The sequence below is a fragment of the Microtetraspora fusca genome, from assembly GCF_001570365.1.
Classification (GTDB): Bacteria; Actinomycetota; Actinomycetes; order Streptosporangiales; family Streptosporangiaceae; genus Microtetraspora; species Microtetraspora fusca.
This window is the reverse complement of record NZ_BBYK01000053.1, coordinates 168,109-179,945: the sequence shown is the minus strand read 5'-3', so window position 1 is coordinate 179,945 and position 11,837 is coordinate 168,109. Positions and strand designations below refer to the sequence as shown.

At 68.7% G+C, this 11,837-nt stretch carries 14 protein-coding genes; 6 read left to right on the top strand and 8 right to left on the bottom strand.

Annotated elements, in window-relative coordinates; all coding sequences use genetic code 11:
- Window positions 1-67: 67 nt before the first annotated feature.
- Entirely contained in the window at window positions 68-1,393 is a 1,326-nt protein-coding gene (locus AWQ68_RS23395) for an MFS transporter (protein ID WP_084464315.1), read from the bottom strand.
- The gene (locus tag AWQ68_RS45180) at window positions 1,390-1,962 is read right to left on the bottom strand and encodes an ArsR/SmtB family transcription factor (RefSeq protein ID WP_066943617.1); all 573 of its coding nucleotides are present in this window, start codon (window positions 1,960-1,962) and stop codon (window positions 1,390-1,392) included. The genes AWQ68_RS23395 and AWQ68_RS45180 overlap by 4 nt, the downstream gene beginning before the upstream one ends.
- Window positions 1,963-2,340: 378 nt before the next feature.
- On the opposite strand from AWQ68_RS45180, the gene AWQ68_RS45775 reads away from it, so the two are divergent.
- Complete coding sequence (locus tag AWQ68_RS45775) at window positions 2,341-2,469, top strand: hypothetical protein (RefSeq protein ID WP_281217719.1); 129 nt, start codon at window positions 2,341-2,343, stop codon at window positions 2,467-2,469.
- 38 nt (window positions 2,470-2,507) lie between these two features.
- Here AWQ68_RS45775 and AWQ68_RS23385 read toward each other — a convergent pair whose 3' ends face one another.
- The 5 genes from AWQ68_RS23385 to AWQ68_RS23370 form a co-directional block, all read right to left on the bottom strand.
- The gene (locus AWQ68_RS23385; RefSeq protein ID WP_066943615.1) at window positions 2,508-3,743 is read right to left on the bottom strand and encodes an RNA polymerase sigma factor; all 1,236 of its coding nucleotides are present in this window, start codon (window positions 3,741-3,743) and stop codon (window positions 2,508-2,510) included.
- Window positions 3,740-4,063, bottom strand: coding sequence for a YciI family protein (locus tag AWQ68_RS23380; RefSeq protein WP_066943613.1), 324 nt, complete (start codon window positions 4,061-4,063; stop codon window positions 3,740-3,742). Before AWQ68_RS23380 ends, AWQ68_RS23385 begins: the two co-directional genes overlap by 4 nt.
- Before the next feature lie 53 nt (window positions 4,064-4,116).
- Window positions 4,117-4,731, bottom strand: coding sequence for a dihydrofolate reductase family protein (locus AWQ68_RS23375; protein WP_066943611.1), 615 nt, complete (start codon window positions 4,729-4,731; stop codon window positions 4,117-4,119).
- A gap of 123 nt (window positions 4,732-4,854) precedes the next feature.
- Complete coding sequence (locus AWQ68_RS41220; RefSeq protein ID WP_084464314.1) at window positions 4,855-5,151, bottom strand: tyrosine-type recombinase/integrase; 297 nt, start codon at window positions 5,149-5,151, stop codon at window positions 4,855-4,857.
- A gap of 405 nt (window positions 5,152-5,556) precedes the next feature.
- The gene (locus AWQ68_RS23370; RefSeq protein ID WP_066943609.1) at window positions 5,557-7,179 is read right to left on the bottom strand and encodes an ISL3 family transposase; all 1,623 of its coding nucleotides are present in this window, start codon (window positions 7,177-7,179) and stop codon (window positions 5,557-5,559) included.
- Between the two features lie 5 nt (window positions 7,180-7,184).
- Between AWQ68_RS23370 and AWQ68_RS45175 the strand changes: the two genes are divergently transcribed.
- Window positions 7,185-7,502, top strand: a complete 318-nt coding sequence (locus AWQ68_RS45175) for a hypothetical protein (protein WP_169808971.1) — start codon at window positions 7,185-7,187, stop codon at window positions 7,500-7,502.
- The gene (locus tag AWQ68_RS45170) at window positions 7,474-7,884 is read left to right on the top strand and encodes a recombinase family protein (protein ID WP_245656051.1); all 411 of its coding nucleotides are present in this window, start codon (window positions 7,474-7,476) and stop codon (window positions 7,882-7,884) included. Before AWQ68_RS45175 ends, AWQ68_RS45170 begins: the two co-directional genes overlap by 29 nt.
- 127 nt (window positions 7,885-8,011) lie before the next feature.
- On the opposite strand, the gene AWQ68_RS23355 is transcribed toward AWQ68_RS45170, so the two are convergent.
- Window positions 8,012-8,698 (bottom strand): TetR/AcrR family transcriptional regulator, encoded by a 687-nt coding sequence (locus AWQ68_RS23355; protein ID WP_066943606.1) that lies wholly within the window; start codon window positions 8,696-8,698, stop codon window positions 8,012-8,014.
- Window positions 8,699-8,816: 118 nt separating this feature from the next.
- Here AWQ68_RS23355 and AWQ68_RS23350 point away from each other — a divergent pair, with 118 nt between their 5' ends.
- From AWQ68_RS23350 to AWQ68_RS23340, 3 genes are all read left to right on the top strand, one after another.
- Entirely contained in the window at window positions 8,817-9,434 is a 618-nt protein-coding gene (locus tag AWQ68_RS23350) for an NADPH-dependent FMN reductase (protein ID WP_066943604.1), read from the top strand.
- A 6-nt stretch (window positions 9,435-9,440) separates the two neighbouring features.
- Window positions 9,441-10,889, top strand: a complete 1,449-nt coding sequence (locus AWQ68_RS23345; RefSeq protein ID WP_066943602.1) for a DHA2 family efflux MFS transporter permease subunit — start codon at window positions 9,441-9,443, stop codon at window positions 10,887-10,889.
- A gap of 191 nt (window positions 10,890-11,080) precedes the next feature.
- Complete coding sequence (locus AWQ68_RS23340; protein WP_169808976.1) at window positions 11,081-11,761, top strand: DUF4097 family beta strand repeat-containing protein; 681 nt, start codon at window positions 11,081-11,083, stop codon at window positions 11,759-11,761.
- Window positions 11,762-11,837: the final 76 nt, after the last annotated feature.

The following is an 11,837-nucleotide window of genomic DNA, read 5'->3' as shown; positions in this document are numbered from 1 at the left end:
TACCCGGGGCCGGGGTGTTCGGTTTTTTGGGCCCCACGATCGCGCGATGACCGGCGGCGGAGGCGGTTCAGGCGCCGACGGGCTCGCGGGTCCGGACGATGCCCGAGGCCAGGCCGGGCTGGTCCGGCAGGTCGCGTTGCCGGCGCAGCGGTCCGATCAGCAGGATCAGCCCGGTCAGGGCCAGCCCGCTCGTGATGATCCACATGGCTGGGCGGACGCCCAACGCAGTGCCGAGTGCCCCGCCCAGCAGCGCGCCGAGCGGGATCGACCCGTAGCTGACCAACTGCATGCTCACCGTGACCCGGCCGAGCAGGGCGTACGGGCTGTAGGTCTGCCGGAAGCTTCCCTTGAGCACGTTGCCCACCGCTGCCCCGGCGCCGACGACGAACCCGCCGGCGATCGCCAGCGCCAGCCCCGGTCCCCCTGTGGTGAGCGGGATCAGCAGCCCGAAGGGTGCCGCGCCCATCTCGGCGGCGAGCAGGGTGCGGGCCGACCCGAAGCGACGGGCCGGCACTGTGGCCGAGGCGGCGCCGAGCAGCCCGCCCAGACTCGTCGCCGCGGCGAGAACGCCGACCACGCCCGGGCTCACCCCGACCTCGCGGACCAGGAAGACGACCAGGATCGACTGATAACCGAGCAGCCCGATGTTGCTGGCGGCCGAGAACAGGGTCAGCACCCGTAGATAAGGATCCCGAGCCACGAACCGGAGGCCCTCGCCGATCTCCTGACGCAGCGTGCTGCTTCGCCGGGCGCGCGGGAGGCGAGGCTCGCGGGTCCGGATCGACAGCAGGCAGAACGCCGAGATCAGGAAGCTCGCCGCGTCGACGAGCAGCGCGTTCACCGCACCGGCGAGCTGTGTGATCAGGCCGGCCACACCTGGACCGCCGACCTGGGCGGCGGCCTCGGTCGCCTGTACCTTGGCGTTGCCCTCGGCCACGTCGCCGCGATCCAGCAGAGACGGCAGATAGACCTGGTAGGCCGTCTGGAAGAAGACACTCGCGGTGCCGGCGCCCAGCGCGACGGCCAGCAGATGACCGATGGTCAGCCGATCCAGCCAGGCGGCGACCGGGACGCTGAGGAAGAGCAGCAGGCTGGCCAGATCGCAGGCGAGCATCACCGGGCGGCGTGGCAGGCGGTCCACCCAGGCGCCGGCCGGCAAGCCGATGAGCAGCCAGGGCAGCCAGGCCGCCGCGGAGAGCAGTGCCACCTGGAAGGTGCTCGCGTCGAGCGTGGCGACTGCGACCAGCGGCAGGGCCACGCTGGTCACGCTGCTGCCCAGCTTGCCGACGGTCTGGCCGATCCACAGCAGCCGAAAATCCCGGTGCCAGATCAGTCCGCCTCGCCGACGCGGGGCGGGGGGATCGCACGGCGGCGCGGGTTCGGTGTCGGTCACGGCTGTGCCGGTACGCCATGGACAAAGAGGAAGACCGGCTCGCGGGTCTGCCCGTCGTCGGGCAGGCTCCGCCGCTCCCACCGGTTGAGCACCGAGAGGATCTCCTGCTCCAGTTCGCCGAGTTCGGCAGGAGTCAGGTGCAGCCACTTGTCGACGGAGAAGGCCGCCCCGTTCCATGCCGGGCGTTGCTCCCGGACGGCGTGCCAGGCGCGGACCAGGCTGACCTGCCGGTCGAGACCGAGCGAGACCGCTGCGTTGGCCACCGCTTGGCGGGCCGGGTCGTCGTCGAAGTCGCCGGTCACCCAGCGGCGCGCGGGCGCGACCAGCCGCCACCAGCGCTCGCGGCGATCCTTGGCGAGTTCCGGCGCTTCCGCGATCAAACCTGCGGCGCCGAGGACCTTCAGGTGGTGGCTGATGTTGGCCACGGCCTGATCGGTCCGGTCGGCCAGAGCGCTCGCGGTGGCCGGGCCGTAGACCTTGAGCACGTCCAAGAGGCGCCGGCGTAGCGGGTGCGACATCGCGGCGAGCACTCGGGAGTCGGTCACCTTGGGAAGGTCTGCGTGCGTCATAGGACCATGATGATACCTGCAACAGAATTTGTGCAATAGATATTGCGCAATGTCTCTTGAGGGAGGCGTGGGCGGTCCAACCGCTACGGACGCAATTCCAGGGAAATATGCGGAGACAGCACACGGAGGAAGTCGGGGGCGGGGTCCGCGGTTGCCCGGTGATCTCGTCCCGGTGCATTCGAGGGAGTGCTGCCGCGCCGTTCACAGAGGCGGGACCGTCGACGCCAAGCCAGGCGGCGGCTGGTACGGCGCAGGATGGTGTAGCCGTTCGCGATGAGCCGGGGTCGTGGCGGCATCTCCCGTCTCCATCCACGGGGCAAACCGACCCGTTTCCCTTTGCTCTGGAGGCACGTCATGGGACGAGGCGACTCGACTCCGATGGATCACGAGGCCGCTGACCGGATGTCGGCGGCCGCCGAACGCGAGCCGGACTCAGCGACCGCACAGAGCGGCTTCGACGACCGGGCGCAGCACGCCGCCGACCGTAACGAGGCCGACGACGACTGATCGCGTACGGCATCAAGCGCGCTCTTCAAGCGCGGGCGCTACTGCAGTTGGTCGCGGCGGCGGGTGAGGTAGGCGGTCTCGCCGGTGTTGCCGGCCAGCTCGATGGCCCGGTCGTAGGCCGCGCGTGACTGCTGACTTTGGCCCAGCCGGCGCAGCAGGTCGGCGCGGGTGGCGTGGTAGGCGTGATAGCCGGCCAACGCCTCGGCGAGGCGGTCAACGATGGCCAGTGCCACCTGCGGGCCGTCGAGCTCGGCCACGGCGATGGCCCGGTTGAGGGCGATGATCGGCGAGGGGTCGAGGCGGACGAGCTGGTCGTAGAGGGCGAGGACCTGCGACCAGTCGGTGTCGCGGACGTCGCGGGCGGAGGTGTGCACGGCGTTGATCGCGGCGAGGATCTGGTAGCGGCCCGGAGCCACCCCGGCGGCGGCAGCGGCGAGGCGCTCGCGCACCAGTCGGTGACCCTCAGCGATCAGCGCCGCGTCCCAGGCCCCACGGTCCTGCTCGTTGAAAGCGACCAGTTCGCCGCTGGCCGAGACCCGGGCGGTGCGGCGGGCCTCGGTGAGCAGCATCAGCGCCAGCAGCCCGGCCACTTCTCCGTCCTGCGGCAGGAGCGCGCGGATCAGGCGGGTGAGCCGGATCGCCTCGGCGGTCAGGTCGTGACGTACGGGATCGGTGTCGGGGCCGGTCGCGAGGTATCCCTCGTTGAAGGTTAGGTACAGGACGGCGAGAACGCTGGTGACGCGTGCCGGGAGATCCTCGGCGGCCGGCACGCGATAGGGGATGCGAGCTGCCTTGATCTTGGCCTTCGCGCGGGTGATCCGCTGCCTTATGGCACTCTCGGCCGCCAGGAAGGCGCGGGCGATCTCGGGCACGGTCAGACCGCCGACCATGCGCAGCGTCAGCGCCACGCGGGTCTCCATCGCCAGCGCCGGGTGACAGCAGGTGAAGATCAGCCGGAGCCGTTCGTCGTCGATGGCGCCGGGAGGCTCGGGCGGGTCGTCGTCGTACACCATCTGAGCCTCCTTGTGCTTGTCGTCGCGCTTGTTCTCGCGCCGGATCCGGTCGATGGCCTTGCGGTTGGCGGTGGTGGTCAGCCAGGCGCCGGGGTTGGGCGGTACGCCGTCGGCCGGCCACCGCTCGACGGCGGTCGCGAACGCCTCGGCGGCCGCCTCCTCGGCGATGTCGAGGTCACCGAAACGCCTGGTCAGGGCGGCGATCACCCGGACCCACTCCTCGTGGTGGGCCCGGGTGATCGCCTTCTCGACGTCGCTCACTGGAACGGCCGCACCTCGACCTTCCGATCGCAGACCTTCGACGCCTCGGCGGCGAGCTTGAGCGCCACATCCAGATCGGGGGCCTCCCACACCCAGACGCCGGCGAGGTACTCCTTCGACTCCACGAAAGGCCCGTCGCTGAACACCGCCTGCTCGCCCCGGTTGTCGATGACGGTGGCCGTGCCGGGCGAGGCGAGTCCGCCCGCGAAAACCCAGTAGCCCTCGGCGATCAGTCGTTCGTTGAACGCGCTGATGGCAGGCCGCCTGTCCGTGCTGCCGGGATTGCTCTTGTCATCGATCACGGAAACCAGGTACTGCATCTGAAGATCATCTCCTGTGGTGTCAAGACAGCGTGGTTCGGTGGTCAGGGACTTCAAGCCGTTGGCGCATACTGAGGGCGCCCGGCCGGCCGGTAGACCTGGATCGTCACGCCCTTCGAGTCGACCCGCGACTCGACCAGGTCGAGCGCAAGATCCGGGCCGGCCTCCGGGAACAGTCTCGCGCCCTGGCCGAGGATCACCGGGATCACGATCAGAGTCATCTCGTCGACCAGATCGTTCTCCAGCAGCCACCGGGTCAGGGCGCCACTGCCGTGCACCTGCAGCTCACCCCCGGGCTTGGCCTTCAGCTCACTGATGGCCGCCGCGAGGTCGCCGCCGTGGAGAACGGTCGTGTCCTCCCAACGCGGCGCGGTGAGTGTGGTCGAGGCAACGTACTTGGGGGCCTCGTTCAAGGCCACGCCGATGGGATGTGCGCGCATCTGGTCGATTGATCCCCAGGAGCCAGCGAACAGCTCGTAGGTGCGCCGGCCGAACAGGAACGCCTCTGCGCGCTGGTAGGTCTGCGTGATGAACGTCCTGGTCTCGTCGTCGCCCTTCCCTCGGGCCCATCCTCCGCGCTCGAATCCGTTACTGCGGTCATCCGACGCGGCGCCGTTTCCCTGTATCACTCCATCGATGGTGACCTGAGTCATGGTCGTCAGCTTCATGATCGCGTTCCTTCACCTTGGCGCCGCCCCTTGTGGACGGCCTCACCCCTGCTACGAACACCACCACCCCGATCCGACACCCCCTCCCGGACTTCTTTGAAGAAATTTCCGGGACGCCGGTCGTCAGCGATCACGACAGTTTCGCGGCGACTGCGCTCCGCCTCGGGCGCGAGGGCACCTCGTCGGTGGCGTAGCCGCCGAAGCGCTGGATGCGGGCGTCAGGCCGAGCCCGGCATCGGCTTCGATGGAGATGCCGTTGTTGATGAGTTCGGTAGCGTGCGTGTGGCGGAGTTGGTGGATGTCGATCTCGACACCGGCCTGCTCGCAGTAGCCGGTCCAGCGGTGGTGGGCGGCGTGGCAGGAAAGGCGCCCTCCACCGGTGGTGCTTCCGTTGATGCTTGGGACTGACAATGCGAGCACGAAGAGTGATGACCGTTACGCAGAGCTACTTTGGGGCGGGTGGCACGGACTCGAGTCCCGGGCCCTAACGGCGGTTTCCGTTCCGATTCACTTCGAGTCCCAACCCCGATCACGCCCCTGCCCACCAACGCCCGACCCGCTGACAGCGCCACCACGCGCGTGCCCTGTCGTCAAAGGACGGTTTCCCGACAGGCCGCAGACCGGCACCAGAAAACCGGACAGCGAGGGATGGCATACCACGCTCGGCGGCCAATATCGAGCGCTGATTGACGACAGGACTTTCCGACAGACAGAACGGGGCCCGTCCTCCACCCAGGAGCGCCAGTGCGGATCGTCTACTCCCGCTCGTCTGTCAACGACGCTCGAAAACTGGCTCTGGCACTAATTTCGTGACGTTGACCCGTGTCAGTCGGCGAGGAGGACCCGTTTGCGCAGCAAATCGGGGTTGGCCCGGCCATACATCTGCCGCTTGAGCATCTTGATGCGGTTGACGTGGCCTTCGACCTTCCCTGAGCTGTGGGGCAGGGTCAGGCCGGCTTTGGCGGCGTCGAAGTCGCGTCGCAGCCCGGTGACGAAGGAGTGCAGTTCCGGCAGGTCGTCGGCCTGGACGGCGTTCATCCACTGCTCGAGGCCGTCGCCCGTGAGCCGGAGCATCATGTGGGCGAAGGCACGGACGTGCTCGCGGAGCGCGGCCAGGGCCGGGCAAGCTGTAGTCAATGCGTGCAGGTGCTGTAGTTCGTCAGTGTCGAGGCTATCGGGGTGGCGTAGGAACCAGCCGGTCGCCTGACGGACGGTGGGCGGCGACGGTGGCGGCAGGGCGATGGTGGTCTGCGACCTCCAGGGCCTCAGATACTCGCGCACCGCGTTACCTTTGCCGCGGTAGCCCATGGCTTTGATCTCCTGGTAGAGCTGTTCGGCGTTGGTGCAGCCCTGCTCCCAGCGTTGCCGCAGGTAGCAGGCGAACTCCTCGATCATCCTGGGGCGTTTGCCGGTGCCGTTGTTCACCAGCAGTTCCTCCGGGCTGCTCGCGCGGGCGAAGCGCCGGACGGTGTTGCGAGCCAGGTTGAGTTCGCGGGCGATTGCGCGCGAGTCGCGGCCTTGCGCGAGTAACTGGTGGATGAGGGCGTGCCGCTGGCGGGTCCGCTCGGCCAGCCGACCGGGGCGACGTTGAGCGGGATCGGGCTCGGCCAGAGAGGGCACGGCATCCGCTGCAGGTGGGTGTGCCTTGGTCGGCGGGGTGACGGTCGGCAGGTCACGTACGTGGGCGCGGTGCTTGGTGATGGTGCGCTCGACAGCGTCGCCCAGGTTGCGCCACATATGCCACCGGTCGGCGACCTGGATCGCCTGTGGTGCGCCTCGGGTGGCGCCGTCGGCGTAGCAGCCGGCCCGGTCCCGGCAGACGACCTGTACATCGGGGTGGTTGCTCAGCCAGGCGGCCAGCGCATCCGATGACCGCTCGGGCAGCACGTCGATTGGTCGGCTGGTGGTGATGTCGATCAGGATGGTGCCGTAGGTGTGGCCGCGGCGCAGGGCGAAGTCGTCCACGCCCAGAACCTGGGGTCCGCCGTTTGGTTCGGGGTCGGGCAGGGATCGGATCAGCCGGATCAGTGTCATCCGGTTCACCGCGGCGGCCAGGCAGTGGGTGAGCCGGGCGCCGGCCCGGCCGCCCAGGGCCAGGCCGATGGTCTGCAGCAGGTGCCGGAGCGGGAGGCTGTGGCGGCCGTAGCGGACGGTCAGCCCGGCTATCTGCTCGGCGAAGGTCTTCTTGCCGCAGTCGTCGTTGCCGCACCGAAAGCGTTGAACGCGCAGGTGGAGAACGGTCTCCTGGCCGCTGACCGCCGTGTCGCACACCCGTCGCTCGTAGCTGCTGTGCACTCGGCGCGAAACCATCCCGCACCGCGGGCACGCCGCCTGCGTGGTGCGGGTTCTGGCCTGGATCCGTACCGACCTGCCTGACCGGTACAACTGGTCGATCTGCAGGCAGGCCAAGTGGGGGAAGAGAACCGCGAGCAACTCCGAGACCGTCACGGACCATGATCAGCAAGCCCGGCAGGCGGGCGCCGGAAGATCACGAAATTAGTGCCAGAGCCAGTTTTCACGTGTCGTCGACATCGTCCACCGCGACCCAGTCACTGCTCCGGCAACGGCACATCCTCACCGAGGCCGGGCTGCTGGTCCGAACCGAAGGCGTCGCCGAGGGCTTCCATCCGGCCGAAGGAGTGCTGCTGTTCGAGGATCCGGCCACCACCTCCAAGACCCCGCGCTGGAGAGCCCGCGTTCGGTCGCATCGTCGCCGCCGCGCACGCCGGCGACACCCTCACGGTGTCGGAACTGTTCCGGCTCTGCCGTGACCTGATCGACATCCATGCCGTCCGCGACTGGTGCCGGGCTCGCGGCGTAGTACTGCGGGTCCTGTCGGGACCGCTGTCCAACTTCCACAACCTGGCCGCCAACGAGGCGACAACCGCTCTGATCGTCAACGTGATCACCGCCGTGTGGCAGTTCCAGCACGACGTGCAGAACGAACTGACCGCCGAAGGGATCACCGCGGCAGAAGCCGAAGGCCGCTACCACGGCCGGCCACCCGCGCTGGCCGGTACCCAGCTTGAGGAAGTGTGCTCGGCGTTCCGAGACCAGGGCGCATCGATCGCGGCTCTCGCACGTGCACATGGGGTGAGCCGGGCCGCCGTCCGCGCCGCGCTGGCCGACCAGCCGATCCCTCAACCGCGGTAACCACATCGGACCGGTGGACGGCGGTAACTCCGCCCGGCCCGGCTGGCCCGATTGTTGGTCACAGGCCGCGTACGCCGTCGGGACTGACCGCTCTCACAGCTCGCCTGCTTCGGGATCGACCCCCACGTCAGGCTGCGGAGCCGTACGCCCGCAGGAACGCCCGTACTCCGGCAGCGGTCAGCCGGTCGGCCTCCTCCTGCGGCAGCGGGCTGAGCCCCCAGTAGGACCGTTGCGTGATCTCGGTTGAGATCAACGCCATGAAATGGACAGTGGCCTGGGCCGGGTCGCCGTGGACGTCGATCAGGCCATGGTCATCCAACGCGGCCATGGCGGCGGTCACCTCGCCGCCCACCGCGCGCGGTCCGGTCTCCTGCCATGCGTCCAGGACCTCGGCCGGGATGTGCCCGACTTCCGCATAAATGTGGCGCACCAGGGCGAAGTGGTCACGGAAGTCCGTCATCAGGCCGACCCAGGCGCGGGCCAAGGCGAGCAGGTCACGTTCGAGGTTGGCGGGATGCGGCGGGCGCTCCGGATCCAGATACCTCCGCAGCTGCGCGAGCTGCGCGTCCCTGACACGCTCCGAGCTCCACCGCATGACGGAGCGGAACAACTCCTCCTTCCCGCCCGGGAAGTGGTTGTAGATGGTGCGAGTCGAGACGCCGGCCTCGGCGGCGATCGTGTCGATGCCGGCCCGGGAGTAGCCGTCCCGTCCGAAGACCTGGCATGCGGCCTGCACGATCGCTGTCGCCTTGTCCGCCCGGCCCCGCCGCGGCTGGACCGTCCTCGTCTTGTCCTCGGAACCCGTGCCGGTCATCGCTTCTTCTCCCACACGTCAGTGATTACAACCGCTGTTGTATAACTTGCAATGTCCGTTGTACTTTACCGGGCATGCCCGGATCGTGGCAATGAACGAGAGAACCAGAGAGACCGCCATGCCTGACTCCGCATCTTCGAACGACCCCGCGCTCCGGGTCGCCGTCATCATCGGCAGCACCCGCGGCGGCCGCACCGGCCCGTCGGTCGCCGAATGGTTCACCCACCATGTGAGCCACCGCACCGATATCGAACTGGACGTCATCGACGTCGCCGACCTGGACCTTCCCGTGGCCATGCCCGGATGGGACGGCCTTCCCGCCCCCACCCCGGAAACCCAGGCGGCTCTCGCCGACGTCAGTCCGCGGCTGGCCGCCGGCGAGGCGTTCGTCGTCATCACGCCTGAGTACAACCACAGCTTCCCGGCCTCGTTGAAGAACCTCATCGACTGGCACTACACGCAGTGGCAGGCGAAGCCGATCGGCTTCGTGTCCTACGGTGGGGTCGGCGGCGGGCTTCGCGCCGTCGAGCAGCTCCGGCAGGTCTTCGCCGAACTGCACGCGATGACCGTACGCGACGCCGTCAGCCTGCACGGCCCCTGGTCGGGGCTGGGAGGGGACGGCAGGCCACGCGACGCGGCGGTATGCGAGAGCGCCGCCAAGAACATGATCGACCAGTTGCTGTGGTGGGGGCGCGCACTGCGTACCGCTCGCACCACCCACCCGTACGGCGCGTGACGGACGATGAGCACTGTCACCGGAGCCGTACGGACCGCTGAGTCCACCCCGGTTCTCGCCCGCACCCTCACGGTCGTGGTCATCGGCTCGATCATGGCCGTGCTCGACGTGACCATCGTCAACGTCGCCATTCATCCGCTGGCGACGGCGTTCGGCGCGCCCCTCGCGACCATCCAGTGGGTGGCGACCGCCTACACGCTCGCCGTCGCCGCCGTGATCCCCATGGCGGCCTGGGCCATGGGTCGCTTCGGCGGCAAGCGCACCTACCTCACCGCCCTGACCCTTTTCATCGGCGGCTCCGCGGCGACGGCGCTGGCGTGGAACATCGAGACGCTGGTGCTGTTCCGGGTGGTGCAGGGGCTCGGCGCCGGCCTGCTGATGCCGGTCGGCATGGCGATGGTCATCCGTGCCGCCGACCCGGAGCGCATGGGGCGGGCGATGGCCGTGCTCGGCATCCCGGTCCTGATCGGACCGGTGAGCGGGCCCGTCCTGGGCGGCTGGCTGATCGACGCCGCTTCCTGGCACTGGATCTTCCTGATCAACCTGCCCGTCGGCGTGGTCGCGCTGGTACTCGCGGCACGGCTGCTGCGAAGCGACGTGACCCGGCAGGCGCGCCGACTGGACGTGCCGGGTCTACTGATGCTGTCGCCGGGTCTGGCTCTGCTGATCTACGGCCTGTCCACCGGCGGCGAGCGTGGCGACGTCACGACCCCTGGAGCGCTGCTGCCCGCCGTCGCGGGCTTGCTGTTGATCGCCGGATTCGTCGCGCGCGGCCTGACCGCCCGTCATCCGCTTCTCCACCTGCGTCTGTTCCGCAACCGTACCTTCGCCGCCGGCATCGCCACGATGACACTGTTCCCGGCCGGCTACTTCGGCTCCATGCTGCTGACGCCCATGTACTACCAGACGACACGGGCACTCACCGCGACCGAGTCGGGCCTGCTGGGCATTCCGCTGGCCATCGCCGTGGGCGTCTCGATGCAGATCGCCACGCGGCGGATCGACAAGGCGTCTCCCAGGGTGACCATCGTCTCCGGCATCGTGGTCGCGGCGCTCGGGCTCTCCCTGTTCGGCGCTCAACTCGGACCGGACACGCCCTACTGGCGGTTGTGCGCGGCGATGCTGGTGATGGGCGCCGGCGTCGGCATGGTGATGATGCCGGCCAACGCAACAGCGACCCGCACGCTGGCCCCCGACGATGTTCCCTCCGGCAGCACCACCCTCAACATCGCCTCCCAGATCGGCACATCGATAGGGACGGCGCTGATGTCGGTGGTCCTGGCTTCGAGTGTGGCCGGTGCCACGGGCCCGAGTCAGCGAGCCGCCGCGTTCCAGCACACCTACTGGTGGGCGGTGACGCTGCTGGCCCTGGCGGGCGTACCCGCGCTGCTGCTGCCGCGCCGGCGGCGTTCCGACCCCGGCGTCGGAGAGCCGACCTCGATCCGCACCCGTTGATCCCGAAAACGCAGCGCCGGTTGAGGGCCGGTGACCGGGCGTGATGGCCCGGGGTCGGGGATCCCGCAGGAGATATTGGGGGGTATACCCCACCGCGAAACCCCAAATGATGCTGCAGGATCTTCCTTGTGAAGGCGATGGTGATAACGGGCGGACTGCTGGCTTCCGCGGCATTGGTGAGCGGATGCGGCTTGCAGAACGTCGTGCGGGCCGCCAACAAGGAGACCGTCACTTACGACGTGAAGGACAAGGTGGCCGGCGTCGTCCTGGTGGGCGGCGCGGGTGAGATCGAGGTCGGCGAGGCGGACGGCAGCGTCGTCAAGGTGGACGAGACCCTCCGCTGGTCCTCCGGCAAGCCCGTCACCGAGCACAAGGTCGAGGGCGATGCCCTGGTGATGAGCTACGAGTGCCCGCACGCCATGGACAACTGCTCGGTCAACTACACCGTCAAGGTGCCCAAGGGCATGCGGGTAGAGGTGAAAGCCGGTTCGGGTGACGTCCACCTGAACGCGCTGAGCGGTCCCACCAAGGTGGAAACCGGTTCCGGTGACGTGCACCTGAAGGCGCTGGGCGGTCCGATCACCGCCAAGGTGGGCTCCGGCGACCTGGAAGGCACCGGGCTGACGGGTACGGAGCTCAAGCTCGAGGCCGGCTCGGGCGACGCCACGCTGCAGTACGCCACCGTTCCCGACAAGATCGACTTGTCGGCCGGATCGGGGGACGCGAAGATCACACTTCCCGGCGGTCCGTACAGCGTGGACGTCCGGACGAAGACGGGTGACAGGACTGTCTCGGTGAAGACCGATCCGAACTCGCCGCACAAGATCGTAATCCGTACCGGTTCCGGTGACGTCACCCTCCTGCCCGCGTAACAGGCACCGGCCGTCCGACGCCAACCCTTCAGTCGGTACCTCGTGCCCATTGCAGAGCTTGTGCTCCTCCCCCGGG

Excerpts from the sequence above, each read along its gene's own strand:
- AWQ68_RS23380 (WP_066943613.1), bottom strand. The coding sequence starts at position 4,063 with ATGCAGTACCTGGTTTCCGTGATCGATGACAAGAGCAATCCCGGCAGC.
- AWQ68_RS45175 (WP_169808971.1), top strand. The coding sequence starts at position 7,185 with ATGATCAGCAAGCCCGGCAGGCGGGCGCCGGAAGATCACGAAATTAGT.
- AWQ68_RS23355 (WP_066943606.1), bottom strand. The coding sequence starts at position 8,698 with ATGACCGGCACGGGTTCCGAGGACAAGACGAGGACGGTCCAGCCGCGG.
- AWQ68_RS23350 (WP_066943604.1), top strand. The coding sequence starts at position 8,817 with ATGCCTGACTCCGCATCTTCGAACGACCCCGCGCTCCGGGTCGCCGTC.
- AWQ68_RS45180 (WP_066943617.1), bottom strand. The coding sequence starts at position 1,962 with ATGACGCACGCAGACCTTCCCAAGGTGACCGACTCCCGAGTGCTCGCC.
- AWQ68_RS23345 (WP_066943602.1), top strand. The coding sequence starts at position 9,441 with ATGAGCACTGTCACCGGAGCCGTACGGACCGCTGAGTCCACCCCGGTT.
- AWQ68_RS23375 (WP_066943611.1), bottom strand. The coding sequence starts at position 4,731 with ATGAAGCTGACGACCATGACTCAGGTCACCATCGATGGAGTGATACAG.
- AWQ68_RS45775 (WP_281217719.1), top strand. The coding sequence starts at position 2,341 with ATGGATCACGAGGCCGCTGACCGGATGTCGGCGGCCGCCGAACGCGAG.